The organism is Agrobacterium sp. LMR679 (genome assembly GCF_027157905.1).
Classification (GTDB): Bacteria; Pseudomonadota; Alphaproteobacteria; order Rhizobiales; family Rhizobiaceae; genus Agrobacterium; species Agrobacterium leguminum.
In genome coordinates, this window is the sequence record NZ_JAPVOJ010000002.1 from 1 (window position 1) to 26319 (window position 26319).

The following is a 26319-nucleotide window of genomic DNA, read 5'->3' on the forward strand; positions in this document are numbered from 1 at the left end:
TGCGGGTCGAGGAGCGCATGCAATCCATGCTGGGAGCTGTCACCGTCGAGGACAGTGTGCAGGCATGGCCGCTCTCTTCCATGACGGCACATCGCTTCGGCAAGGGCCGCGTCGCCCTGATCGGCGAGGCCGCACATGGTTTTCCGCCCATCGGCGCGCAGGGGCTGAACCTCAGCCTGCGCGACATCATCGCGCTGACGGAATTGCTGAGCGCCGTCTCCGACCGGCCGATTGCGGCCGATGCCGGCAGCAGCTTCGACCGCAGGCGGCGGGCGGATGTCTATAGCCGCACGCTGAGCGTCGATCTTCTGAACCGCTCTCTGCTTTCCGATCTCCTGCCGGTGCAGATGGCGCGCGCGGCGGGCCTGCACGTGCTTTCCGGCATCGGCACTCTTAGAAGCATGGTCATGCGCGAGGGCATCGAACCGGGCCGTGGGCTGAAGGCCCTGCCCTCGCTGCTGTTCGGCAGCTTCAAAAGGCTGGATGAAATACACCACGCCGGTCAGCGTAAGGACCGACAGCACCGTCGAGATCAGGATCGTTGCCGACGCCCGCTCCTGCCAGACGTGATATTGCTGGCCGATGACGAAAACATTCGTCGCGGTCGGCAGCGCGGCCAGCAGCACGGCGGAATAGATCCAGACCGGCTCGAAACGCCCGAGCGACGAGAGCACGAGATAAGCGGCAAGCGGATGCAGGATCAGCTTGGCGGCACGATATAGCTGATTTCCACAGGCACCCGTTTCATCGGCCGAAGCGCCAGCGTCACGCCCATGGCAAACAGCGCGCAGGGCGCCGCCGATTGCGCCAGATAATCCACCAGCCGCTGCACCTCTCCGGCGGCTGCCAAGACAGCGAAGCGGCAAGAAAGCCGGCGATGACGGAGACGATGAAGGGATGGGTGATGACCTTGCGCGCCACATCCAGCGTAAGTCTTGCCGGAGAGCGCTTGTCACCGCCCGCAACCGCCATCATCGCCGGGGCGACGATGAAATGGGCGGCGTTTTCCAGACAGACGATCAGCGCCACCGGCACCGCCGCCTTTTCGCCAAGCGCCAGAAGCGCAAGCCCCGGCCCCATATAGCCGATATTGCCGTAGCTTGCCGCGAAACTCTGGATCGTGGTTTCGGCAAGGCTGTTTTTCCGCACGAACCGGCCGATCAGGAACACAGCCAAGAAAATGCCATAGGTGCAGGCGAGACTGGCCGCGACGAAATCCATCCGCGCCAGTTCTTCCACCGGCGTTTTCGACACCAGCGAAAAACAGCGCCGGAAGCGCCGCATAGATGATGAAGGTGTTCAGCCAGCCCATCGCCTCGACCGGCTGCTTCGTGATGCGCGCCGCCCCGTAGCCGATGAAGATCAGGCCGAAAAACGGTAACAGCAATCCGACGATATCCGTCACTATGTTTCCCCCGCAAGCAACTCCAGCGGGAGGCTTAGCCGATTTGCATCAGGATCGGAAAGGTCTCCTGGAACCAGATCGCCACATTGGTGATAAAACCGGACATGAAAGCGAGACCGGTCAGCACCAGCAATACGCCGAGCAGCTTTTCCACGAGGCCGAGATGGCGGCGGAAGCGGACGAGGAAACGCATGAAGGAGCCGGAAAACGCCGCCGCGATCCAGAACGGCACCGCAAGGCCAAGAGAATAGACCGCAAGCAGCGCCGCACCGTCGCCAACCGTATCGCGCGCGGCGGCGACGCCGAATAGCCCCCAGAACCGGGCCAATGCAGGGCGTCCAGCCGAAGGCGAAGGCAAGACCCATGACATAGGCCCCCGACAGCGTGGCAGGCTTGCCCGCCCCCTGAAACCGCGCTTCGCGCGAAACAGGCCGATGCGGAACACGCCAAGGAAATTCAGGCCCATCAGAATGATGATGAAACCGCCGATCTTGGCGAGAATGTCGGATTCTGGCGCAGAAGCGTGCCGATCGTCGAGGCGCCTGCCCCCAGCGCCACGAAGACCGTGGCGAAACCGAGCGTGAAGAAGAAAGCCGAAAACAGCACGGCCCTGCAGATCTCCGGCCGCGGCGCGGTATCTTCCGTCCTGAACTGCTCGACCGAAACACCTGCCATATAACAGAGATAAGGCGGCACCAGCGGCAGAACGCAGGGCGACAGAAACGAAAGAGCGCCGGCCAGAAGCGCGCTGAACAGGGAAATATCGGCAATCGACAAGAAAGAACTCCGCATTCCGCAAAGCCGCCGCGATTCTCGAGTTTCGCTGGCACTTCACGCTTCATTTTCGTGCATGTCATTGCTGCAAAGGATTTCACCCGTCCGGCCGACATGTCTGAAGCCGGTTTTATCCCCAGCCGCCCCCTCTCTCCAATCACCTTTTCGGGGTGCGACAAAAAAACCGGATTGATTGTCGAAACCGCTTTTTTGGGTTGACCGAACGGATCGCTCTACATATGTTCCGCGCACTTCCGAAGGGCAGCCAAGCCCCGACACGGGAGAGCGTAGCTCAGCCGGTAGAGCAACTGACTTTTAATCAGTAGGTCCAGGGTTCAGATCCCTGCGCTCTCACCAAAAACCCCATAAAAATCAATATGTTACCGGCGATTTCAATATGTCGTGCGACCTGTTTACGACATTTTGCGACTAATAAAAGTCGCACATGTCGCACGCCGAATTTTGCCTCTCTAGACAGGCTTTCCACCGGCCCACCGCGTCAGCCTCGATATAATCAAATCAGAAATCCACATCGCGCTTGTGCCTGTCAGGAACGCGGCCGCGTTCATGGTCGCGATTGGATCCTCCGGCAGGGCCAGTTGATGCTGTAGAGGTAGTGCAGCAGGGGCGTTGTGAGATAAGCGGCCGCCAAAGCGCCACAGACCGGCGAGACAATCATTTCCTTCCAGGTTACATTCGGACGAGACAACGCCCGCAGAACACCCCCGAAAAACCCGGCAAACAACACGCCCAGCTTGATACCAAGTGCATCGAGAAAATCAAAGAAGGACATGACGCCAGGCTTTCGGATCAGGAAATGATGAGAGCATTTTGGCATCATGCCTATGCAGTCAAATGAGGGCCGCGTCACGCAGCCGGTCGCACGAGGCCAAGACGCGGAACAAGCCCCTCGATGATAACGCACCGCTGTAACCAGTTGACGTCGGCCGTCGGGGCAGCAACCGCTCCGAACGCGGGAGCGAACCTGTAAGCAGAATTCGCATCGTCATTGCTGGGGTCACATGCAATGCCGCCGTAAACGATGGGCATCCACCCGCCCGGGCCGGAAGCACCGGCACTAGGCGACCACATCAATCCACCTCCGGTGTACGTTCTCAGGCCGTTATTCGCACGCGTGATGAAGCTGGTGACGGGTGTTCGTTGAAGCGGGTTCGCCTTCGCAAGCATGATCGCAGTGACCGTCTTTCCCGCCATCGAGGCGCGCTCGGCCGCATCGAACGGGTTTGACAGGCTGGAAAAATGCCCGTTGGCATCTGCCGGCTTCACCCTGGCGGAATAGGCAGCGCCGGAGCCGGGGAAAATGTTTGCCGTGTCCGTATCCTTCGTGACACTGTTTCCCGCCACATTCTGGAAATTCACCGGAACCGAACCCGTCCAGTTCGAAGGTCACCATTGCCGAACAGCTGGGTGCCGATCGGCAACTCCATCCAGCTTACCGTGGAAAATGCGCCTGCCTTAGAACTCCGAAACCGCGCCATCAGCGCATCCGCAACAATCTGGGCACCCTTCGAATTAGCCTCAGTGTCAGACAGATGCACACCTGGCGACGGCTCGCCCAGCCGGTACAGCGAGGCATCCTTGCCAGCCTCGAGTATGCGGGCGTGGCTATCGACAAGCGTAAGGCTGGGAAAGCAGATGCGACGCCACGAATTGCGTTGTTGACGTTGTCATAGCCGGCAGTGTCACGCCATGGATTTTGTGTCGTCATCACCTGCGCAACGCCCTGCCATTGCCAACTGATCAGTCCGATGATCGACCAGAAGAGCCCGCGACCGATTGCAAGGGCACTACCCGGCGTTTCGAAACTCGACATGTTATGGCCGTGATGAGTAATCGCCACGTCCGGTTTTGGAATGGCATCGATCGCATTCGGCTTGCGCGACGCCTCAAACATGCAACCAGCGACCTGTCCGGGCAAGGCCGCCAGATACACAGCCATTGAACCGCGCGTGCCAGTGCGTAGCGTAACCGGCGCGGCGTATTCTTTGGGCCGTTGGCGGAGGAACCGCCCCACTCCGCCCAGCGATACATCACGATTGTGTAATCGTAGAGATCCCCGAGCGCGACGACAAATTTGTAATAGGGGCCAAACTCCGAATAGCCCGTACTGTCTGAATTGATGAAGAGGACGACGTTCTGCCCGGCCTCCAACTTTGTCTTTAGAGGGCCGAAGGCATTAACTTCCCGAACAGGCCCGCCGTTCAATCCGCGCCAGGGCGAGAGGGCGGACAAACCGCGCCCCTTATTTCCGCGAGCAAGCGAGGTGGAAGCCAGAAGCCGCAGTGATGTTGTCATTGCACCGAAACCTTGCAGTTCGGGTAGTGGCACCCGTCAGGGAGACGTAGACATTGCCGGCGCTGACGAACACTATCTGCCGGATCGGATCACCGTTCCCATCCACATTTGCAGCGGAAAGCTTGCTATCCGGAACGGGCACCTGGTCAGCGCCATCGGCGCACTGGGTAGAAGCTGCAGCGTTCCACCGCCCAGCGATCCGGAATAGGAGAGAACGCGGTAACCCGCATCGCTCTTCGCCTCGATACCCATATTCTCGGTGCCATTCTGCGTGAGTGTTTTCGTCGGCATGTTTTAGCTCCAGCATCCTTGCCGCTGTCCGTTGCGGTCGTTTCCGATGACCCTTTCCGCGCCCGACCTATCGGCGGCAATCAGCGCCACCAGGCCGGAAGGAGAAAGATTATTTTTCGTCCACCCCGCGCAGCTGGTCGCAGGCATCGACTGGCATGCCGTTGCTGCGAAGGCCAAGAACGCAAAGCTCAAAATCTGTTTTGGTCTGCAGGCTCGCATCGTCACCCTTCCTTTGCATCTCGGCCTGGCGGCCGCCTGACCATTTCTGCGATCGCGGCCGACTTGCCCTCCCGCTTCGCCGCCGGCACCATCACGAGCGAGGCGACGGCACGAGGCAACGGCAATACCGGCCACCGCCCCGCCGATCGCAACCACTGCGGTTTTGATACGGTCAAGCATTGAACTCGGCCTTGATCTCTCGATACACCTTGGCGATGTCCGCACGACGCTTGATGGCGTAGACGCCGGAGAGGCCGATCGCCACAACGATCAGGATCTGCACACGCCAGTCGAGGCCACCGAATGCAGCAGCTGCAGCGCCCAGAAATGTCAGGATCCATTGCCAGACCGTTTTCGATTTCAGGAGCGGTTTATCCAGCTTTTCCGGATCCACCTTCTCCGCAGGCACTGGCGCTGCGGTATTCCCGTCGACGTGAGGCTCCGGCCGTGCAGGTGCGGGAGAAATCGTCGCCGGCGTATCGCCGACTGTCACGAGCCTGACAAGGTCGAGCACATGGCGCAGGCGCGCCTCTACGCGCTCCGGCTTGACCAGGGATTTGTTGAGGCCGTCGCCGGCGTAATAGCTCTGGCCGCGCAGCACCTGCCGGTGAGCGCCTTTCGTATCGGAGAGCACCGGAAGCTTGCCCACTCCTTGGCGAGGTTCAGGCCGAACTGAACGAGATTGAGTTTTCCCGAAATGAAATCGGCATAGCCCCGGCGCAGGAGCAGGTAATAACCGAGCCTGTTCTGCAGGCCGCCGGAAAAGATCGTCCTGCCATCGATGGAGGGAACCTCCTTCGCGATGCCCTGCAGGGTGGCGCGCATAAACTGGTAACGGCCCGCCGCGCTGGACGCCGTGTCATAGCCCCATTTTTTTCACCCACGTCTTGTTCCCCCATTTTGCCTGCGCATCGACGATATCGCCGTAGGTCATCTGAGTGAGGGGAACAGCCAGCTTTCCCTGGCGGTTTCCAAAAATGGTGTCGAAACCTTTCCGGAGCTTCGATATCGCCGATGAAATCGAGTAAGTTTTGCGCATGCAAGGGGCACAGCGTCAGGCAGCTTGGCGGTCATGAAAATGGCTCCGGTTTTTCAACTGGAGCCATGGTATGCGTCCGGAGGTACGGTCAAATGCGCAGTCAGGAGACCTTTACGACGATCTCGGCCCGCCCATCATCCAGAATGCGACGAACCTTTCCGATTGCCGACTTGTATTGCGCTAACGAAATGGTGGCGTCGCGGACGATACTGCCAGAGATCTGTCCTGATCTCCTCGAACTGGCACGATCCAGTCACCAGGAGCCGCGCCGTAGACGTTCACCGGGACCTTGCCGCAATAGGCGATGCGATCCATCTTGACGCGTTCGCTTTCAAGCAGCTCCTCAAACTCGGAAACTGCCTGGCGATAATCGGCATATTCGGACGCCTCCCATGCACGTCGATGATCTGCACACTTCTGATCGTATTCCTCGATCTGGCGATCAAATTCCGCCTGCGCTTGTGCCGCCTCCTCAGTCGCCATCCGGCTGAAGACAGGAAGTCTCGGCCGCTCGATTTCCAGGGGACATATTCGGGCTCAGAAGGCCGTTCACCAATTTGCGTGTCCCAGTCATCACCGCCGACAAGGTTGGGATTTGTGGATTTAACACCGAACGATATCGCCTCATCGAAGAGGTCCGTCAGGAGCCCCAGTTCATCGAAGCCAATTATCTGCCCTTTGATGATTTCGCCGCAGTCTTCGGATTTCCGCTCATACTCGGCATAGTCAGCACCGCTCGCATTGATCGTGCCGCCCGCATTGATCGAGCGCCCGGTGGCGCTCTGGCCGTTGACACGCATTGCCGCGTTCGCGCCGTTCGGCGGGGAGCCACGCGCAATCTGGACTTCAGGGCAGTAACGGAGGCGTTATCGCGCAGGCTCAGCATGGCCTGGCCTTCGGTCGTGGATGATCTGGTTGCGATGATCGCCCCCGCACCGCCGATCGTGAGATTGTTGCCTGTATCGCAACCGATAGACGCGGGCGAGCCGCCAGCGCTGCCGAACCGAACGCGATGCTGGTTTCCAAGAACGATCGCATCAAGCGTGAACGACGAAGCAGCGCCGGAGTTCAGAAGGCTGGTCATGATGCTGCCGGATCCGGCGGCGAGCCCTGCGCCTGCAATACCGTCCAGTATGATGCCGTTGTTGAAATTTCCGCCACCAACATACCCGACCTGCATAGCCGGACCGGGGATGGCAACATTGAAGGCATTGATGTAAAGACCCGCCGAACCAGCCGCCCGGCGACGCGCGCGGCAGAAGGCTCAACGTCGATCTCAACGCCTACAAGTTTTGCGCCATTCACGCCGGGTGCAGAACCGGCGATGATGTTTGCCCCAAACGACGTGGTGCTGTTCTGCCAGGAAAAAGCAACCGACATGGAGGCCACGACATCCGCAGTGCTGCCCGTGTTCGCAGCATAGGCGAACATCGCATTTGCCGGGGAATGCGTGCCGGAAACATAGCCGGGGCCAAACTCGCGGGAAACACCGAAAAACGTTCCAACCTGACCCGGCCAGATGCCCGCAATATCTTCAAGCTTGTGGCTATCTGCCTGCTCGAAAAGCTTTTCGATTTTCATTTTCGAACCGGCGACGGGGGCGGATCGATAATAATCGAAAACACGAAGGCCACCTGTCGGCTGCGTTCCCGAGAAGGATGCGCCCTGCTCAAAGACGAGCCTATCGGTTGCGGCGAAGGCAAGAGCGGACCCGATTTCATAAGTCCCAGCGGGAAGGACGATTGGCCGGCCGCCGGCAAATGCCTTGGCTCGCAATATGGCGGCCCTGTCGTCAGCGACACCGTCGCCAACAGCCCCGAACATCAGGGGATTTGGAAAGGTCTCCGCAATTTCCCACCACGCGCCATCCGCCGTCTGAAACTTGCCATCGTGCGCGGGCTCGCCACCTGCCTTGACGTAGAGCGCGCCGCCGCCATCACCAGCAACATAAAAGCCATTCACCCGGATCGCATTGATCCCTGCGGGGATCTCGAGCGCCGGCATGCCAACGACCGCTGCATAGATCGGCACATTACCCTGACTGACAATGTCACTCGCCCAGCCTTCGACGAGGTCTTTCATCGCCTCGACTTCGTCACCGATCGCGCCGAGATCCGGACCGGCAACGAGGCGGTTCCCCTGCTTCATCAGGGTGCGCCCGTCATCCATGTCAGCATCAAGCGTGAAGCTCGGCGCGCCGAAATCCGTCACGATCGCGCGGCCAATATCGCGACGCAGTTCCTGCTGTTGCGTCGCAATCTTCGAAAACTCTTTCTCCAGCGCATCCGGATTGATTTTCGTACCGGAAATAACGCCGGCATCACGCGCGGCCACGCGGGCGGAAAGGACCACGAACCGGGTGGTTTCCGGCACGAGGTACGGAAACTTGATGGTGAAGGCGTCAAAGGGATTGAGCACCGTGTTGCCGTTCACCTTGGTAACGACAACGTCGGGAACTTCTTCGAAGCGCAGGGCACCGGCCGGCCGAACACAGACAACAGCATCTTGTGTATCGAATATCTCGAAGTCGAACGGCCCGTATGTGTCGCCGCCATCGCCGACGAGGATATCGCTCAGCCGAAGCTGACGTGGAATGGGATAGGGATTTTCAGCCATAGTCGCCCCGCCTGATTTTTTGGATCAGGCAAAGCGTAAGGGCGGGCCACAGAGGTTAAGTGCGGGATACTCGAACCAACGAGCGGCTAACCAGACGTATCAAAAGGCCTATGCACGACATACCGAGAAATCGAGCACAAACCGATAGAGGCAAGGTTGACCAAGGATCAATTCCCGCCTGCACATACCGACCGTACGCGCCGGTAGCGATAACGATGGAAGCGATAAGAGGAGGCAACAAGATCACCCACCACTTAGCGCGGCCAATAGCAAGCGCGATGGTAACGAGCAGAATAACCATCTGAAAAGGGTCTCGAATTGCCCCCATCATCACGCCGGCGACAACAGCGCTAAAGACGCTTAGTCCGTCCAGAATATCTAGAAAAGCTCCCACAATAGCATCCTGATCAAACGATTCGACCGGAATATAGCTTAAGCCTTCACACCAAAAGGAGAAGTCAAAACGAGGCCCGAGTATCTTCATTCCTGCCCGAGCGCTGCATCTGGATTAGGAAGCCGGCGAAACGTCATTTCACCAGGCTCCCACCAGTGAGAGGCTTTCGCCTTTTGAGACTTGAAGCTTTTGTCTGCGTCCGGATCGAGCAGCCACTGCAGCTGGTCAACGAAGGCACGGCGATACCAGTTGCGGGTTGCCGGGTGCGACGACAAAATCGGCGTGTATCGACCCACATACTTCGCCGCGGCGCGCCCAACTTTTTGATCCTCCGGGTAAATGATCGCCTGGATGCTCTTCAAGGTGAGATCGGCGGTATCGGCTATGAATGCGCCACCTATGCCGCCCAAAGTAGCAACAAGGCTTTGCCCATAACGGTTTTCCGATTTGTCGACGAAATCAGCAAAGAGGCCGCCGCCACCGCCTTTCACGAAAGCCTTAACCCAGAAGGCATTTTCGGTCATATCCTCCGGATCCTTGCCGTTCAGAACGTTGAGGATCTGGATGTAGAACGCCGCGCCCATTGTCAGCGGAACGGCCATAGCGGCGAAATAACCGGATCCACGCGCAACACGGCCGGCCGCGCTTTTCGAAAGCATCGAATAGACATACATCGCCTCGAGCTGGCGCGCTGTGAAACTCATACCGAACGACATGAACTGGGAGCCAAATTCGGCTATTTCGCCCAGGATCGTGCCGCGCTCCACCTTTCCTGTCAGCACGCTCTTGATGCGCGGATCTCCGGCCGGAACCGATCGTTCCTGCCATTGCTGGATCAGCTCGGCATATTTTTCAGCAAGCACGCGATCGCGGGTCTTTTCGAAAACGCCGCCCGGATCCAGAAAGCCCATATTGTCGACGCCGGCCCGCATTTTGTGCCAGTCATCAGGGGTAATGCCGAAACCTTCCATCGCCCGCTGCAGAAGCGGATTAAGGTCGATCCAGTCAGTATCCTTTTCAGCCAGGCCGCCGAGCGTCTCATGCCAGGCCGTTGCCTCGAGACGCTTGCGGGCATCCGTCAGAGGAGAAAGCGCATTCCACGTCAGCGACCGATCGACAAGATAACGGCTCCATTCATGGCCAAACATCTGGTCGACGAAGCGCGCGCTTTCATTCATCGTGTGCAGATAATCGTCCCAGATCATCGCCCGGCGGGCCATCGCCTTACGATCGCCGTCATTGGCGAACCGTTTCAGAATGCCGCCGAAACCGCGCACCACCGGCAGGCCGGCCAGCCGACGCGAAGCTGCAGCTACGAACGGATCTGTTGCGGCCGCCAGAATACCGGTAGAGCCAAGTGCGGCCGACGTCGCGAGGTTACGAATATCGCCAGCCCATTGAGCCGGCGCATCGAGGACAGTTTCCCGCCCGCGCAGGGCACGCCAGAGGCTGTCAATGCGATATTCGGCCATCTTGATGGCTGACATGCCCGGCACCTTCACACCTTCAATATTGAGCGCTCCGGACTGCCGCTTGCCGATATCGACCTGCACGGCCTGTTTCAGCCACTCGATAGTCGCATCCGGGTTCGGTCCAAAGCGCTCCATAGCGGCGATATCGCGTGCCACACCGTTGATGTGGTTGAAAATGGAGCCGATCGCGTCGGAGCTGCCGAATTTCTCATTGTAGGCAAGCCAGCTCCGGGCATCTCTGAAAATCAGAAAGCGGCTGTCCTGGTACTTGCTGGCCACCTTGCCTTTGCCGAACCTTCGCCCTTCCGGCCGGCGGTGCGCCCAGCCATCGGAAGTGATGGTCTCGAAGACATAATCAAGCGAGCTATCGAGCCCGTTGGCGCCAATGACCTCGCCAGTGTTCGGATTGGTCATCTGCTCCGGATCGAGCAAAGGCCGGATGAAATCTTTCCAGCGCTGGCGCGCCTCCTCCGGCGTCCCGCCTAGTTTGCGGATCGCCCGGCGGTTATGGCTGTGCACGATGCCCCAGTCCTGCCGCTTCGGAATATTCCCGCCGGCATCGTTGAAGCGCAGACGCAGATCCTCGAGGACGCCGGAAAGAGCGCCGGCAAGCGCTTTGGCGGTCGGATTGCTAACGTGCTCGCCATGCATGGCCGTGATGAGATCGGGAATATCGACCTTGTTCAAACGACGGCCGAGACCCTTCGAGCGCCGGAAATGATACATCACGTCCGAAAGCTGGCGGTGCGCCAGGGCAATAATCGCATTGGCCTTGCCGGACATGCTCTGGGTGCCCTTGTAACCGTTGTGGATCATCAGCGATAAAACGGCATCGAGCTTATCCGGACGCCCTTTCTTGTCACGGTAGTTTTCGATGAAGCCCGCCAGATCCTTCCGCGCCGCCTCTGTCAGATTGACCTGCCGACGCATCTCTTTGGCATCGGCACGCAACGCGGCCGCCACCTCATCGCGTGCAGCGGCCATCGCCTCGCGTTCCGACATAGCGGCACGCTTGGTGTTGAAGCGGGCATCGTAATAACGGTGCAGTTCATCCGCCTGGCGCGAATTGATCGCCCCTGTGCTACGGCGGAAGCCAGACAATCGCGCAGGCTCATAGTTTGCATGCCTCCAAAAGATCGGCGAGGAATTCAGGTTCGGCGGCCATCTCGAGCGCTTCCCGGGCGGAAACAACGCTCACCTTGCCGTCGCCATCTTCGATCGCCATAAAGTCGAAATAGTTTTCAGGATTGCCGTTGCGATCGCGCGCGGGTTCGGCGAGCTCGCCGGCGCGGATCTCCGCATTGCGCATGCTGACGTCATCGAGCGGTTCGGCTATGACGCGCGGGCGAATTGATTGCTCCTGCAGGGCGCGCTCGGCAGACGCCGCCGCTGGAGGCTCATTGAGCTGACGCGCCGCCGACTGTGGTGAGACGGCACGATCGGAGACCGCATCGCCCGCCGTCTCGACACGAGCAGCGGCATCATCGATACGCCGTGCAGCGTCAGCAACATCCGAAGCGAAAAAGGTTTCCGCGATATCATCGATGGCATTCGCGTCACCACCATAGATCCGCTCGTAATCATCCGGCCGCATCGTCAGCATCCTGCCGGCTTCCTGCTCGGCTAAGATGCGTTCAACGATCTCGGGGGTGGAAAATTGTCCGGATCCGCCGCATATCTCTCTGCGGCCTGCATGACCTCGATCTGCCCTGGCGAGGCATCCGATGAAACCATGTAATCGTCCAGAACGCGATCTTCGAAGCTCCGATTGATGAGATCGAGCTTTTCGGGCGCGAGCTCGACATTCATGGCTTTCGCCATTGCCTCGATATCACCAGGCTGAGGATTGCCATCGAGGACGCGCGCGGCGATATCCTCGCCACCTTTGCCCATGCGGTAAACGCGGGCGAGCTCCGCCCCGCCCTGGATCGATCCACCGAACAGTGCGCCGAACACAGCGGCAACGCCGGCGTTCTGCAGCATGTCACCCATACCGTGCTCGAGGCCGGCCGCACGCTTGCGCTCCTGGCTTAAGCCCTGCAGCACGAGTTCCTGCCCGCCGTTCAAGAGCGCTTCCGTCAGCATCGTCTTGCCGATCCGGCCAGCAACAGTCGACGACGTCGCGCCACCCGCTCCGAACATCGCCATGCCCCATTGTGTCGGATCGCGGGCAGCGCCTCGCAGGCCACCGACGAGTTGCGCGCCGAGACGTCCGGCCGCTCCGAGCTCCGGCGAATTCAGCGCCTCCTGTGATGCCTTTTCAGCATCTCGCATTACCTGGTTGTGCGCTTCCTCGACACTCGTAGACAGAACCTGCTCAAGCTCCTGACGATACTTGCCGGAGAGCGAAAGCGCCTTGGCGTTGAACTCTTCCTCACGCGAGGCCCTACCTTCCTCATCGACGGAGGAAAACGCCGTGCCGCCACCCCCCAGTGACATCGCCATCACATCGGCGCGATCCGGATCCAGATCGACGGCCGCCGCTTCCCGCATGGGATTTGGCAGCGTCTGGCCGGTTATGTCGGCGATCAGCTTGATGCGCTCATCATAAGCCTTTTCCAGACCGTAATAATCGGCATTGGTATTTTCGATCAACCGCATCGTTTCATCGGTCGCGCCGGCAGCCTTCGACCAGGCCTCACCCCAGCTCTCAGGTCCGGCCGAGCGGCTTGCGGGCAGATCCGTGACGTTCGGCAGCTGGATCATCGGTAAGCCCCGGAACACGCGCACCGAGCCTGCCCTGCATGCCGGCGAGATCCAACACGACGGGATTGCCATCCTTGTCGGCTATGAACTGGGGGACGAGCTAGACAAATCCCCGAGCGCAAAAGCATAACCGCCGGTGACCGCAATCGGCGTCGCTTTCTGGAAATCACGCGCCGTCCAGGTGCGGCCGTTCTTTGCGACCACCTGCCCCACATCGTTATCCTCGAGCGCATCGATGAGATCGCCGAACTTGTCAGCACGGATCGATGGTGGCACGAGGATCTGACGTGACCGAGAGAACATCCCGCCGCTGAATTTCGTGAACCCGCCGAACTGGACCCCATTCGAGAATGTTGCGCCGGCCGCCTCCTGGTAGGCCTTTTCGTAGAACGGTCGCGCGTCTTCTTTCTTCGGATCGATGCCGGCATCATAAAGGCGCTTGCGCGCGATCGCGGCGGCCGCCTCGTCAAGTCGGTTCACCTCCGCAGGCGAAAACTGCAGGGCATCGCCGGCGATCGTCTGGGCAACCGGAATACGCTTCGTGTTCGGGATATCGGTATAGGCCTTGCCTTCCGGGCTTTTCCCATAACCGGAAATGAGATCGAGCGCCGCCTGCCTGTTACCGCCAGCAGCGACCAGGCCGCCGGAAAGAGCAACCGCCGGTGCAGTCTCGCCCAGTTCACGCAGTACCCGATTGGCATCACGGCCGGCCGCGTCCACGAGACCGGCAGCAATCGCCAGCCCCTTTGCCGGATCCGCCTTTACAGCCGCCTCAATCTGCTCGGCCTCGCCCGGGCGGAAATAGCGCGGCGAAACGCCAAAATGCTGTCCGGCGGCATTGGCAGCATTGATCCGCTCCGAAAAAGCGCCAGCAACCATGGCAGGATCCACGTCACCATCCAGTGGCAAGCCTTCCGAAACCGGCAGAACACCGAAGCGCTCGGCAACACCAAGCGGATCCACCTGCAGATCCTTTCGATGATCTGCAATAGCCTTGCGGGCAAAATCAACATCGTCAGACGTCGCATTCTCCCCCAGGATCGTCTTGACGGATTTTTCCACCTCCCCAATCGGCTGGGTTCGAATGGCGTCCGAAACCTTCATCCGCGTCAGCGTCGACGAAACGATTTCCTTACCGCGAGGGGCGGTTCCGGCATCGAGCTGGAACCTCGCAAGCTCATCAGCACCGACCGGTAGGCCACGGGCGATGCGCTTCGCCATGTCTTCGCCGCGCTTTTCGAGATCTGCATTCGATTTGGCATCCTGCGTCCGGCGAGCGCTTTCCGCCCCCGTCAAACCCTTGTCGATCGCATCCCAGTCATCGGCCGTCACGCCATCGAGGTTCCCGGCGGCATAGTCGCGCTGCATGTCCGCGCGCATCGTTTTGATCTGATCGGCGTTCATCGTCGCCGCCTGCCTGGTGTAATAACCCACCGTCAGATCGGAACGGCTCTTGCGCTTCGCCTTCTCCGCCTCTCCAGCGGTCAGGACACCGCGAGCCACGGCGCTGTCATAGTGGGCGTCGATCGTCGACTGCGTATCGGCAAGCGCCACACCAGCCGCGTCGTCATCCATTTTCAGGCCGGCGAGCTGCTGGCTTTTGCGGTTCTCGAGTTCGTCAACGCGACCGAGAAAATCGACACGGTTTGCGGCATCTGCCCGCTCTTTCTGATCGGCCCGCGCCTTGCTCAACAACGCCATCGAGCGTTTGTTGTATGCGGCAGTATACTCCGGCGCGATTTCCTCAAAAACATTGTCGCGCAGATCTGCGGTCAGATTTTCCTGCAGCGCCTTTTCGAGCATGGCGGGATCATCTTTGTAGGCCTCATAAACCGCCTGCTGATTTTGAACCATGGCAGCGTCGGCCATCTCGAGATAGGTGCGCGTGCCAGCCACATCATAGGCGCGACCGGCAGCTGTATTTCGTCGGGAGGGGCGCCATGTTCCCGGCTTTCCGCGCTCAATCACCACAGGCTCGCGAACAGGAGTAACTGACACCGGCCCTACGGAGGAAGAAGACGGCAGTTTGTCATAGGTTCCGCCACTAGGCGCGACTTTCGAGGTCCAACGCGAGGCAAACTGCCCTGCGGTCATATCGGATGTACCGCCGTTCAGGCGCACCGCATCGTGACCAACAACGTCGACGGCTAAGGCGTTGGGATTTGCCAGCAACTTGGAAGCCCCGCCAGCACCCTGCTGATGAGCAAGGTACAATTCGCCAGCGTTAGGCTCACGGCCGAGAGTTTTCCGCAGATGATCGCGATTGTCTCGCATGAGGCGCGCAGCTGCATCAGATGCCTGGGCCGGATCGAAGCGGTCACGAAGGCCATATTGCTTTGCCGTGCCGTCGACGAACTGAAAAAGGCCACCCGCCGACGAGTTTTTATTCCGGGCATATGGGTTAAAAGAGCTTTCGATACCCGCGACTTCCGTCAAGGCGTGGGGATCGACACCGTTCCGAACGGCAGCATCCGCGATCATCGTTCGCAGTTCTGCAGGCGGCACCTTCACGCGAACGCCATTTGACGTCTCACTCTCCTTATACCCACCACCCGAGATCTTAATGAGGCCAGGTGCATTCTCTAAGGCTTCTTTCCGAGACAGAGACGCTTCTCTTTTTTCGGCCTCTTGTAATGCCTGAGCACCGAAGTCATCCGCCATACGGGCAAGGCCCGCAGCCACCTTGCGTTCGAGATCTCCGCCCTCGCGCGAAACCGAAAGCAGCCCCTCACTCAAAAGGGGCTGCGCGCGGAATGGCTTGTAAGATACAGGATCCAGCCTTCTGTTTGTCATATTAGTACCCGTCTGCGATGGAAGTTGCACCCTTGAAACCGATCATTGCCGCATCGAACATGGCCGATCGCTTCGCACGCGACGCCCTCTTTCGATATTCGGCCTCACGCTCCTGCAGGCGACCAATCCGCGTCTGCTCCGTTCCGACATCAGACGTGATACCGAGATCCAGTTGCCGGAACGCGTCTTTTCGAGCCTGCATCGGCGTTCCGAAGGAAAGATCAACGCCGGACGCAGCATAGGCAACGTCCTGCTGCGCTATGCTGTCCATCGCCTCTTTCTTGAGAGCCGTGCGCCTCGTGATACCCTGCAGGGTTTCAAGCGGCACCTCGCGCGCAGCATCATCGGCGGCCGCATTCAATGCTTCCGCGTCGGCATTGCCGGCATTGATGGACTGGACCATCCCAAGAACAGTCGCCGTTCCCTGCAACAGCGATGACAGCGAAAAACCTGTCGCAGCAGGAGCCGCCACCCCTGTTGTCACTGCGCCGGTGGCGGCCCCTGCCGCTGCAGCACCGCCACCCCCAAAGATAGACGTCACAAAACTCGCCGCCAGCTCCATTACAGTTTCACCCCCGCGATATAATCCCGCACACGCAGCCGCCCGGGGCGAACCTGCGTAATTGTCAGTGTCGGATCCATGCAGACGCCGATGAGGCCGGAAACCGCGATATGACCCGTGAAATTCTTCTTTGCGGCAACCAGGTCATCGCTCATCAGCTGCAGCGGCACATTGCGCGCCGTTCGACCATTTGCGCCGATAGCTATGCTAGCGGTGTCCTCGAGATAAAGCCGAACAGACACCACCTTGCCGGGCCGTCGCACAACATCGTCATTCGGGAGAACACGCACGAAAGGCATGCATTCATGCAACGGCGCGGACCATATACCGACGAGCGCAGCCTTTCCTGCAATCTCGGTTTGCACCGAGCCCGCAGACACGACAAAGGCCCGTGGAAATCGTTTTCGATTTCAACCCAAACGGCGCGACCATTGAAGCTGGAAAGGCCGGAGATCTGCCCCGTCAGGTCAGTGACCGCAGACACAGTCAACTGCAGAACACTTTCTTCATCTTCAACAAGGATTTCCCGGGTGTACGCCCCGTTGCGCTCTACTGTCAGCCAGACACGGTCGAGACCATCAACGGAAATGTCATGAACTAAACCACCTTCGGCAACCGGCCACTCACTGGCCGCAAGCCTGATGTCCTGACTGACGTTCACGCCGCCGGAAATAAGCCGCCCATCTTCACGTAGGATCCAGAGGCGGTCAGCGGACATTCCGCCCCGTTTACGCTGCACCACCAGTTTCCGCACGTTGGAGACGATATCGTTGTTGAGATCGTTCACGGGATCGGGCTTGAAAGCCTCAGAGACGGCGTCATAGTCGGCAGAATAAAGAATGCCCCCGTCACGCGAGACGAAATAAATCATTCCACCCAGCAGAACAGGCTTGCAACCCTTCTTTGTGCCGATCTCTGACGCCTTCACCCAATTGAGGGGCTTTCCCCGCTCTATCGTCCGGTTAGACGCGAAATATTCCGCCCGGTTCGTAAAAACCACAAGGTACGTGGCATCGATCGCATACAGGACGGTTTCGGAAACTTCAGTTCGAAGCGCCTCCAGCCGGGCAGCGTTATCAGACTGGCTTTCAATGTTGAGATCGAAATACTCACCGATGCGTGACATGGCGATGGCGGCTGGCTTCGATCGAGGCGCGATGTAGACTGATCGATCCTGAAAATTCGTCATCGCTGCAAATCCGCCCCTGGTGACGGAAATCAAGGGTTCACCTGCCGTCTTGCCGATCGACGCGTGGGTGACGAGTGCCGATGCTTCCGATGTGTTGACTATCCGGGCATCGAAATCATATTCCTGCCCCTGCAGAGGGCCGCCGAAACGCACAACCAGCCGCCAGAACCGACCGCCGCCGCCGGCATTGGAAACCGTCACACCCGACGAGAAGCCGGGCAGAGCAGCAATCTTGCTCTGGATGTTGAGGCAGAACGCATCCCAGCCGCCGAGATCCGGAGCGCCGCCAAGGTTTGCCGCTTCCGTTGTATTTCCTTCGACGGTCATGGACACGGCGAGCTCCGGCACGCCTTCACCCCAACGAAAGTAAATGTCCCATACATCGTCCGTCTTTGCGTAATCACCGCCAAGATCAACGTCAGGAACAAATTCAAACGGCCAGGCACCCACAGTCCATAGCGCGTCATTCGAGGAATTCCGCAAAATTCTCAAACCCGAAAAAAGCGACGGATGAAAGATACCAACCGTGTTCGCTTCGCCATAGAATTCGAGATCCGGCAGCATTTCGGATGTGATTTGCGGAACGGCGACAGTCGCAACTTTAACCAGATCTTGCCGCCATATCTCGACCTGCCCCGCCATGAAATAAAGCGTATAGGAAAGCGCCGAGCTCACGGTGAGAGTGGTTTGAACGACTGGAGCCGCCGGAGCCGAGCCGACCAGGCGAGATCCGGGCAACAGCGTAAAACCGCTTTGCGGCACTGGCTCTACGCCAAGCATCCGCTTCGCACCGGAATAGTACTGTTTCAGGTTAACCTTGCCGAATAGGCTCTGCGCCAACTGGCCGGCATTCGCTGAGCTCTTGAGCTGTCCCGCAACGCGCGCCATCAGAATTCTCCATGCCAGGGAAGATAGGCGCGTCCACCGGTGTTATGCACAGCGGTCAGAGGGTCATTCGCAAGAAGCGGCTCGCCGATCGGTGCACTCGCCTTGTCCTGGGCCATCAACCGGCCGAACAATCCGCCAGTGCCCTCACGCGAAGGAGTGCCGAAAGCCTCAACAAGCTTTGCCTCTCGCAGATCCTGATCGGCCCAGACCGGAATGGCCAGATATCCGGAAAGTGCGATGACGAAGGCAGCACGGAAGGAAGGATCCCAGTAATCAGGATCGACCAGGACTTTGCAAAGAGACCAGGTGTCCGTCACATTCGCGAACAGCATCCCTTCCTCGATGGCAAAACACCGCAGTGGTGACGGCGATTGTCCGGCTCGATCCATGATCTTGAGAGGATTTCCGATGCGGTTGCCCGGCAGAGCGAAAGCATGCGACCAGCCATTGTCCGGCCTGTCGGCTAGGCGCGTGTTTTTGAAGGTCTTACGGGCGAAGGTCCAATCATGCATGCCGAAGACCTGGTCGACAACGCGTCTCCAGGTTGCCTCGATCTGCTCGGAGAGCTCCGAACCGTCGTCGATCGAAAACATGGGGCCAGCACCGATATCCGTCAGCGCCTCGTTGATGATCGTCGCCCTGTCAATTGTCATGACCACCGCCCGAAAAAAGAAAACCGTGGCCAGAGAATACCGGCCACGGTCCATCGTTGAGTGCGACGCGAATTAAGACGCGGCCAGACCACCATCTACGGCGACGGTGACGTTGCCGGTCGGCGGCACGGCCGTGGTTCGAAGCACCACGCGCGCCGTCGTACCGTTGATATCCGCTACGCAATCGATGATGCTGCCGACCGTCAGATTGTCACGGCTGTCATTGAAGAAACCGGCGGCCTGCACCTCAGCCAGCGTGTGGACGGTGGCATAGTCGAAAAACATGATCTGACGCTGGCCGGGAATGCTGATCGTGGTCCGGCGGCGCAGATCGCGGGGGCGATGAGCCATAGTCGTATCCTTTTCAGTTGAGACAGGAGGGCGAGCCGCCCGCGCGAAACGGGCGGCATGTCACATCAGGTCGGGCGAACCGTATCGTTGATTGCGAGGTAACGCAGACGCTTGACACCTTCCGGGAGGAGGCCGATGGCCGCGCCGGAAAGAGCCGTGTCGCAGAGAAGCGGCTTGCCGGCCTTGCCGATCCATTCGTTGATGTCCATCTGCTCTTTCGACCAGAAGGTTTCACAGCCAACGGCGGATTTCGTCCACATGAACGTATCGAGGTAGCCGGCAGCCCATTCGTCCTGACCTTCCACCCATTTGGCCGTGCCGTAGTTGAAATGCTCATCAGGCAGCGCCATGATATGGATGCCCTTCCAGGTCTTTTTGTCGACGATACCCGACTGAGCGAAGGGAAGATCCTTATCGCCCTGGTAGTCCTTGGAGGAGAATTCCTTGTACCAGCAAAGCTGCTCGAACCACATAAACGGGATGGGGTAGTAAATCTCCTCATCCGAGCCGACGCCACGAACCTGGGCGGCAGCACGATTGACGAAGGGAAGATCGATGCGCGCACTGCCGTCGCCGATCGTCTTCGGAACGGTCGGGCCGCCGCCCGGAATGTTGGCATTGCCGACGTTGCAGAACGCGTCGAGCGCATCGAATTTCAGGTTGTCGCGTTTCATTCGCACCGATTTGGCCATCGCGTCGGAAACTTCCGCCTGGTAAGACGGAGCCTGGCGCAGCGTGTCCTGGTTGCGAATGGTCGCTTCCGCCGTATAGTCGGAGGCCTGCAGGGAAACGACGTCGATGTCGAGCCCCTGCGGACGGACTTCCTCGATTGCGCCGGAAAGCTTGTACATTTTGATGCGGCCGCCCGCGATCGGGAACTTGACCGTACCGGCGACGTTTTCGCCGGTTTTCATGGTGCCGTCGAGAAATCCACCCTTGGACTTCAAACGGGTTGCGACGTCGTCGCGGATTTTTTCTTTGAACCAGGCTTCAACAGGCATGTGTGACCCTCAATTGGTGTGATGGACGAAATCACCGTGAGGGCCGATTAGCCGGGCGCTACTGGGTCCGGTGAAGGATAGCCAGCATGTTCCCCAGGTCGCTCCCGTCCGGTAGCAGGCAAATCATGCCAGCGGGCGGGAGCCGTTAAGTGCGTCAGCCGGGATAAACGCGTTTATAGTCGGCCTGCAGCTGGTCATAGGACGCGCGGTCGAAATCCTTGTGACCGACAGTGTTCTGCGGCAGAGCCCCGCGCTTGGCCAATTCAGCCTTTGGATCAAGACCACCGGAGCCACCAAACTGCATGGCAGGGCCGCCACCCTGGCCACCGCCGACAACGCCACGCATCCACTCAAACACGCGATGCCCTTTCGCGCTGTCCCCGAGCATCGCCTTGGCAAATTCGACGTCATCTTTCGCAAGGCCGCCGTTTTCGGCGCCCTTGGCGGCAACGCTATCGAGGAACGCGTAATTTTCGTTCATGCGCTTTTCGACGGCCTGGCGCTGCTCGGCCTCCGGCAAGTGCTTGGCAACATCCGGAACGAGGGCGGCCCGCTCGGCCTTCTCGTCGACAACCGGCTCCATCAGGCCCATTTCAGACGAGACGGAGAGGAACTGCTGAACCATGCCCTGGTAAACAGGCAAAGGAACCTTGTTATCGAAAGCGTACTGCTGCATGCGCGCCGTCAAAGGATCGCCTTTCAGCGTTTCCAGATGCGGCTTAATCGCTTCCGGAATGTCGCCGGAAAACTCCGCATAAGCCTCAGCCGTCGCCCCAACCTTGTTTGCCGCGTCGCGGTCTCGATAACCGTCGAGCGCCTTTTTCATGTTGTCGATCGTCTCGGTGTTGCTCTTGCCAACAAGATGATCCGCGATGCCTTCCGGCTTGTAGATATCTCCGGCGGGCGGAGACGGTGCGCCCGCCGGAGGAGCGACAGCCGATGGAGGCGGCTGCGCGCCCGCGTCGGCGGGAGGAGGAGCCGACGCGGAAGAACCTGCCGGCGGCGCAGCTGCTGCAGCATCACCGCCACCGCCGCCACTGCCGCCCGCGTCCGAGTTGAACAGCATCAGGTCAAAAAAATTGATGCCGCCTAAAAATCTGCCTTTCATGATCCAGCTCCATTCTGGTTTTGAGATTTCGATAAGAGTTTTTCGCCATGACCAATGGCCGCGAGGATCGCCTCGCCGACGCCATTAATGCCCTGCCGTGTTGCCGTGTTGAGTGCTGTTTGCTCGAAGGTCTGGCCGGTCGAGCGCAATGGCATGCGAAGGGTGATATCCATCATCCATTCGAACATGGCCCGGCCTTCAGGCGTGTGGTAAAGCCCATACATAAATTTGGCGACACCTTCCCGCGGCTGCAGTGGCGCATCCTGCAGCTGCGGCCTAAACAGGGCCTCGAGCCCTTCCCAGCCGTCGCCGTCATCCGTAAGCCGCTCGAGCAGATCCATAGGCTGAGCGGCGCGCTCCGGAAGAAATGGACCTGACATCAAGCAGCCCTCCGCATATCCGCCACAGCGAGATCCTTGATCGCGCCCGGAGCCTGCTTTGCCATTTCGGCCGCCATCATCGCCTGCATCTGCTGGCGACGTGCATCCTCGATCTTGAGGAGCACCTTTTCCTTTTCCGCGTCGTCAGGGATCAGATCCTTGTCGATCTGCAAGCCGTCGGCGATCCGCTCCATGACCTTGTCCTGGTTCAGATAGAGCTCGCGCTGCTCGGGACCGGCAAAGGCCATCACCATATCGTGGTAATTGGCGATCGAGGCGATGCGGTCCGCATTGAGCGCAGCCTGCATCGGCGAGCGGACGTTCACCGAAACCAAAAGGTCATCCACCTGCTGGATCCCGGGCAGCATGCCGAATTCCATCAGGATCTCTGCAGCTCGCGGCACAACAACCGGCATGATCTCGCGGACCAGGCGGCCGAATGCGCCGATGTGAATGTTTGCACGCTGCTGCAGACGGGCCGTCATTTCGGAGGCGGAACGCGGCGTGCCCTCATATTCCGGCAGGCGCGTATCGAACATGGCCTGCTTGATCTGGCCCTGCAGATCGCCGATGAGCATCTGGGCAACGTTCATGCTTCCCGACGCCGGATCGAGGCGCTGCACGTCCGGACCGAGAACGCCGCCCGTCGATTGCATCGCCCAGAACTGACCCGGGGCCATCTGCACGGTGTTCGGGTTGAATGTGCCGCCGGCGCGGTAACCCCAGATACCCAGCATGTTGATCGCGGCGCTTTTCAGAGCAAGCTCTTGCGCCTTGTTCAGCGTCTTGATCGTCGGCAACGCAGTCAGGATTACGCCACGGCCGTAAGCCTCGCCGGGCACGCGGTAATAGCGGGGAATGGCAATCGGCTGGGTCCGGTAACGCTCATGCGTCACGAGACCCAGTGCGTTATCGATGCGCGCGCCGAAGTGCCAGCCACCACCCGGCTGACGATCCGCCCACCAGTCCTGGTAAACCAAAATCTCCTCAGACGGGCGGGTTCTCGCCAGCTCCTTGAAGTTGTCAGGAAACCGGCCCTTCGACCAGGCGTCAACGATCTGGTCGCGCCGAAGCGTCTGCCGCCACGACACCAGGTTGACCCGGCCGAAAGCATCGGTCGATATCGCCAGCTGGTCGAAGGGAATGCAGGCAAACATGATCGGGTTGCTGGGCGTACCTTTGACCGGCAACAGCGCGCCAGTGCCCACGGCCAGATCGATGCACATTTCGTGAATGGCAGTATCCCAGTCACCCGCCAAGAAAAATGGGTGAATGAGGGTCGAGACCCGCGACAGTTCCCGGTTGAACTGCTTTTTTCGCTGTCCTGCAGCGCCATCGCGGCGAGAGGGCCAGCCTCGAGCTCGAATGTGGACTGGCCGGCCGGGAAGAGATCGCGCTGCAGATTGCCCGCGAAATACATCGCCGACATTGGCGCGGTCATATCGAATAACCGATCCGGCCCGCGCGCCTTGCCATTCGCGCCGCCGCTGGGCCGACGCATCGGCACGGCGAAATCATAGGCCTCCTGGTAGATCGGCGTCCAGTGAGAGCGAGCGCCCCAGGTGTTATCAACGCGGGTTTTCAGAGCCTGGACATCAACGTTGAAATCGCCATCCATCAGGCAAGCACCGCGCTGGATCCGCCGGCGTCAGCGCCACTGTCCTCAAACAGACGGCGGCCACGGGGCGCGCGCCGCGTGGCCGCCACTGCCTGATTGTTCCGGTTCGCTTCCGCAAGCTGCCGATCGTTCGCCACCTGCTGCAGCTGACGGCTCTTTTCCGCCTCCTGCTTTGCGCTCTTGTCCGACCCGCCGAAAAGTCCCTTGACGATCTGGCCCATGCAACTCCCCGTTCAAAATCCAAAGGGTTCCGCCCAGGTGCTGGAAGCCGACGAGGCGCGCCATGCGCACACCGCTGGGGTTGCTTTCCGTCACATGGGTTATGACGGTTCGATTTTGGGCCAGAGCCGTCAGCGTCAAATGCGCGATACGGACGAGTTCGCGCATATACGCGCGGGCGGGCGGGCGAAGCGCCAGACAGAATTCCCATCGCCCCTCACAATCCGGGACGAGATAAGCAATGGCCAACAACTCATCACCGGCATGAAGCGAGACACTTTCGCCGTTCGAACGCTGCCAGATCGCTGCCTTACGCGCGAGCGCGCGCCCGCCCGCGCACGCGAGGCAATCAAGCCAGGCTGCCGGACTGGCGACGGTTACACGTCCCATACGCTGAAATCTCCCGGGCGCTGCGGCTTAGGCTGATTTCGCAAAAGCCGCTGCTCATGCAAGCTGACGACGCCGGACGGCAGCACCGAATTCGCGCCGTGCGCGACAACGTTGGCCAGGCCGATGTACCCGAGCCGCCGGTATTGTTCAGCATCATGCGGATGCGAGTAAGCGTTTTTGACCACGGCAAGCTTATCGGTTCCGCCGATCGTCGCCTGTTTCGTGAGCTTGTAGTGAGCAGCGAAGCCGCCCAGGATCATCTTGCAGCGCGGATCGACGAGGTAACCCGGCACCCGGCCATCAATCATGGTGGTGAGACCCATTCGCACCGCATCCTGTCGTACCCCGGGCTCGTTAGATGGGGCGGGCAAAATGGGAAAGCGCAGCGTTTTCTGGACCGTCATGGCGAAATTCATTTCGTCGGTCTCCTTGTCGCCGCCGTAGAAAATCGCCGGGTCGCCATAAATGCCGATGATCGGCAGGCCCGAAAACTGGCTCATCAGCAATTCCAGCAGCATCAACGAAAACCGCGTCGGCCCCGTGCCGGGTTCCGTGACGAGCTCGGCCAGCAAGCGTTCCTGCCCGTTCGCCTGCGGCTGGCCGATGGTCGCCGATGGAGAGCCGCCGCCATCGATGCCGATCGTGATGCCACGACCTGGCGTCGGCGCAAGCGGCTGATCCGCCTTGTGGATTTTTTCGTTGTACTCAGGATAGACCGGCTTTCCGTCCTGGGCGTAACCGGGGAGCCCATGCACCATGCGCCGAGACAGGTTCTCCGACATGGCGCGCAGATCCATTTCGTAAGCCGAGCGCGGGCGGCCGACACGGTTTTCCGCCCCATCGTCGAGACCACCAGGCTGACGGAAAAAATTATAGGCCGGGTTCTTCTTGTCGGGATCCTCCCACCCGACCTCTTTGAGCAGCGGATGATCGACGTCGGGCGGGTTCATATCGCCCCAAAACATGCGCGGCAGGGTGATTTCGGTGTCGTCGACCGTCATCCCCATCCGCCTCATCGCCTCGCGGCCGTCGCGCGAAACTCGATCGAGCTCGGAAGGCGCGATGTCTTTCACTGGCGGATATCGGCCGGTACGCATGAACAGAGCGCCCGGGACTTCCGGGCTCATCATGTCGACTTCGTTCCCCCAGGCCATCGAGACCTCATAGCCTTTGACGAACTGCATCACGTTGCTGTCAGCGATCGCGCCCGTCTCGAGCGTGAATTCAACGATCACCTTATCCGGACCGCGCCAAGCTTCCCAGACCAGATGGTGGCGGACCGGGCGATCCTGCCCGCCCTCATACCCCTTGTCCGGCCGCTGCCAAGGGTGACCGACCGGAAACATTTCGTGCCAACTCGCCAACGCCGTTCGGGCGAAATCGCGATACGTGTCACGAACGCAGATCAGCTTCACGCGCACGCGCCCGTCCCTGCACACGGGCATGTACGAGGCCGCGAGCAGCGGCCCCTTGATGCAACTGGCGACGGTCTTTCCGGAGCCGGCCGGCCCCATGATGATATCGATCGGCCCCCGCGAGTGAATGAAAGCCGCGCCCACCGGACCCGGCGGCACATACCGCGCAACATCGATATTTCCCATGACCCAGAAACCCTTTCGAAACCCATAGCCCGCGCGCCCGCGCCCGCTCTCGTTCCGGAAAGATTAATTTCGCCGCGACGCCGTTCAGTCGGGCAATGGCCAAAAGGGCAGTGTGTGTGAGGCGACACACCCATAGGGGGTACTTCACTTTCAATTTTCAAACCGAAGTCGCGGGCGTATGCCCGCGTCCGCATGAGCCACCCCCACCACGGGCGGGAGGCCAGCCGGTTTTCCGCGCACGCGAGGCCGGAAACCAAACCTGCCTACTGATTTACGATCAGTTGCGGCATCAATGATTTCAGATGGTTATCTATAGATATGTCGCAAGCCCTCG

24 protein-coding genes, 1 tRNA gene and 4 pseudogenes are annotated in these 26319 nt (G+C 59.8%); 3 read left to right on the forward strand and 26 right to left on the reverse strand.

All coding sequences use genetic code 11. The annotated features are described in order from the left end of the window. Positions 1-479, forward strand: a pseudogene (locus O3W47_RS10690) (FAD-dependent monooxygenase); the annotation flags it as partial. Here O3W47_RS10690 and O3W47_RS10695 read toward each other — a convergent pair. Continuing rightward, positions 480-1405: pseudogene (locus O3W47_RS10695) on the reverse strand (AEC family transporter); the annotation flags it as partial. 34 nt (positions 1406-1439) lie between these two features. Continuing rightward, positions 1440-2182: pseudogene (locus tag O3W47_RS25365) on the reverse strand (cytochrome c biogenesis CcdA family protein). A 278-nt stretch (positions 2183-2460) separates the two neighbouring features. Between O3W47_RS25365 and O3W47_RS10705 the strand changes: the two are divergent. Further along, positions 2461-2536 (forward strand) — tRNA-Lys (locus tag O3W47_RS10705). A 208-nt stretch (positions 2537-2744) separates the two neighbouring features. Here O3W47_RS10705 and O3W47_RS10710 read toward each other — a convergent pair. The 4 genes from O3W47_RS10710 to O3W47_RS10725 form a co-directional block, all read right to left on the reverse strand. Next, positions 2745-2972, reverse strand: coding sequence for a hypothetical protein (locus O3W47_RS10710; protein WP_331283558.1), 228 nt, complete (start codon positions 2970-2972; stop codon positions 2745-2747). 74 nt (positions 2973-3046) lie between these two features. Continuing rightward, on the reverse strand, positions 3047-3559 hold the full coding sequence (locus O3W47_RS10715) for a hypothetical protein (RefSeq protein WP_269313730.1): 513 nt from the start codon (positions 3557-3559) through the stop codon (positions 3047-3049). A 118-nt stretch (positions 3560-3677) separates the two neighbouring features. Beyond that, complete coding sequence (locus tag O3W47_RS10720; protein WP_269313731.1) at positions 3678-4139, reverse strand: hypothetical protein; 462 nt, start codon at positions 4137-4139, stop codon at positions 3678-3680. Positions 4140-4567: 428 nt separating this feature from the next. After that, the gene (locus O3W47_RS10725) at positions 4568-4786 is read right to left on the reverse strand and encodes a hypothetical protein (protein WP_269313732.1); all 219 of its coding nucleotides are present in this window, start codon (positions 4784-4786) and stop codon (positions 4568-4570) included. Positions 4787-4832: 46 nt separating this feature from the next. Between O3W47_RS10725 and O3W47_RS10730 the strand changes: the two genes are divergently transcribed. After that, on the forward strand, positions 4833-5045 hold the full coding sequence (locus tag O3W47_RS10730; protein WP_269313733.1) for a hypothetical protein: 213 nt from the start codon (positions 4833-4835) through the stop codon (positions 5043-5045). Positions 5046-5177: 132 nt separating this feature from the next. On the opposite strand, the gene O3W47_RS10735 is transcribed toward O3W47_RS10730, so the two are convergent. The 20 genes and pseudogenes from O3W47_RS10735 to O3W47_RS10825 form a co-directional block, all read right to left on the reverse strand. After that, positions 5178-5654 carry a hypothetical protein gene (locus tag O3W47_RS10735; RefSeq protein ID WP_269313734.1) on the reverse strand — a complete coding sequence of 159 codons (477 nt, stop codon included), beginning with the start codon at positions 5652-5654 and terminating at the stop codon, positions 5178-5180. Between the two features lie 570 nt (positions 5655-6224). Beyond that, positions 6225-6527: a hypothetical protein gene (locus tag O3W47_RS10740; RefSeq protein ID WP_269313735.1), complete on the reverse strand. Its 303-nt coding sequence runs from the start codon at positions 6525-6527 to the stop codon at positions 6225-6227. Positions 6528-7124: 597 nt separating this feature from the next. Next, complete coding sequence (locus O3W47_RS10745) at positions 7125-8660, reverse strand: hypothetical protein (protein ID WP_269313736.1); 1536 nt, start codon at positions 8658-8660, stop codon at positions 7125-7127. A 55-nt stretch (positions 8661-8715) separates the two neighbouring features. After that, positions 8716-9144: a hypothetical protein gene (locus tag O3W47_RS10750; protein WP_269313737.1), complete on the reverse strand. Its 429-nt coding sequence runs from the start codon at positions 9142-9144 to the stop codon at positions 8716-8718. Further along, a complete protein-coding gene (locus O3W47_RS10755; RefSeq protein ID WP_269313738.1) occupies positions 9141-11627 on the reverse strand; it encodes a hypothetical protein in 2487 nt (828 codons plus the stop codon). Before O3W47_RS10755 ends, O3W47_RS10750 begins: the two co-directional genes overlap by 4 nt. Positions 11628-11637: 10 nt before the next feature. After that, positions 11638-12120 carry a hypothetical protein gene (locus tag O3W47_RS10760; protein WP_269313739.1) on the reverse strand — a complete coding sequence of 161 codons (483 nt, stop codon included), beginning with the start codon at positions 12118-12120 and terminating at the stop codon, positions 11638-11640. Between the two features lie 29 nt (positions 12121-12149). Further along, entirely contained in the window at positions 12150-13232 is a 1083-nt protein-coding gene (locus O3W47_RS10765) for a hypothetical protein (protein WP_269313740.1), read from the reverse strand. 81 nt (positions 13233-13313) lie between these two features. Continuing rightward, on the reverse strand, positions 13314-16025 hold the full coding sequence (locus O3W47_RS25370) for a transglycosylase SLT domain-containing protein (RefSeq protein ID WP_442864619.1): 2712 nt from the start codon (positions 16023-16025) through the stop codon (positions 13314-13316). A 1-nt stretch (position 16026) separates the two neighbouring features. Beyond that, entirely contained in the window at positions 16027-16587 is a 561-nt protein-coding gene (locus tag O3W47_RS10775; protein WP_269313741.1) for a hypothetical protein, read from the reverse strand. Continuing rightward, the gene (locus O3W47_RS10780; RefSeq protein ID WP_269313742.1) at positions 16587-16742 is read right to left on the reverse strand and encodes a hypothetical protein; all 156 of its coding nucleotides are present in this window, start codon (positions 16740-16742) and stop codon (positions 16587-16589) included. Before O3W47_RS10780 ends, O3W47_RS10775 begins: the two co-directional genes overlap by 1 nt. A 47-nt stretch (positions 16743-16789) precedes the next feature. Then, positions 16790-18664 (reverse strand): hypothetical protein, encoded by a 1875-nt coding sequence (locus O3W47_RS10785; protein WP_269313743.1) that lies wholly within the window; start codon positions 18662-18664, stop codon positions 16790-16792. Further along, complete coding sequence (locus tag O3W47_RS10790) at positions 18664-19317, reverse strand: hypothetical protein (protein ID WP_269313744.1); 654 nt, start codon at positions 19315-19317, stop codon at positions 18664-18666. The genes O3W47_RS10785 and O3W47_RS10790 overlap by 1 nt, the downstream gene beginning before the upstream one ends. A 72-nt stretch (positions 19318-19389) precedes the next feature. Then, on the reverse strand, positions 19390-19668 hold the full coding sequence (locus O3W47_RS10795) for a hypothetical protein (RefSeq protein ID WP_269313745.1): 279 nt from the start codon (positions 19666-19668) through the stop codon (positions 19390-19392). Positions 19669-19733: 65 nt separating this feature from the next. Next, the gene (locus tag O3W47_RS10800) at positions 19734-20669 is read right to left on the reverse strand and encodes a phage capsid protein (protein ID WP_269313746.1); all 936 of its coding nucleotides are present in this window, start codon (positions 20667-20669) and stop codon (positions 19734-19736) included. Positions 20670-20823: 154 nt separating this feature from the next. Next, positions 20824-21777 carry a hypothetical protein gene (locus tag O3W47_RS10805; protein WP_269313747.1) on the reverse strand — a complete coding sequence of 318 codons (954 nt, stop codon included), beginning with the start codon at positions 21775-21777 and terminating at the stop codon, positions 20824-20826. Then, the gene (locus O3W47_RS10810) at positions 21774-22118 is read right to left on the reverse strand and encodes a hypothetical protein (RefSeq protein ID WP_269313748.1); all 345 of its coding nucleotides are present in this window, start codon (positions 22116-22118) and stop codon (positions 21774-21776) included. The genes O3W47_RS10805 and O3W47_RS10810 overlap by 4 nt, the downstream gene beginning before the upstream one ends. Before the next feature lie 38 nt (positions 22119-22156). Next, on the reverse strand, positions 22157-23605 hold the full coding sequence (locus O3W47_RS10815) for a portal protein (RefSeq protein ID WP_331283565.1): 1449 nt from the start codon (positions 23603-23605) through the stop codon (positions 22157-22159). Then, positions 23506-23775: pseudogene (locus O3W47_RS25375) on the reverse strand (portal protein); the annotation flags it as partial. The pseudogene O3W47_RS25375 and the gene O3W47_RS10815, both read right to left, overlap by 100 nt. Then, positions 23775-23996 carry a hypothetical protein gene (locus O3W47_RS10820; protein WP_269313749.1) on the reverse strand — a complete coding sequence of 74 codons (222 nt, stop codon included), beginning with the start codon at positions 23994-23996 and terminating at the stop codon, positions 23775-23777. The gene O3W47_RS10820 and the pseudogene O3W47_RS25375, both read right to left, overlap by 1 nt. Before the next feature lie 375 nt (positions 23997-24371). Beyond that, positions 24372-25985, reverse strand: a complete 1614-nt coding sequence (locus tag O3W47_RS10825) for a hypothetical protein (protein ID WP_269313750.1) — start codon at positions 25983-25985, stop codon at positions 24372-24374. Positions 25986-26319 lie beyond the last annotated feature (334 nt).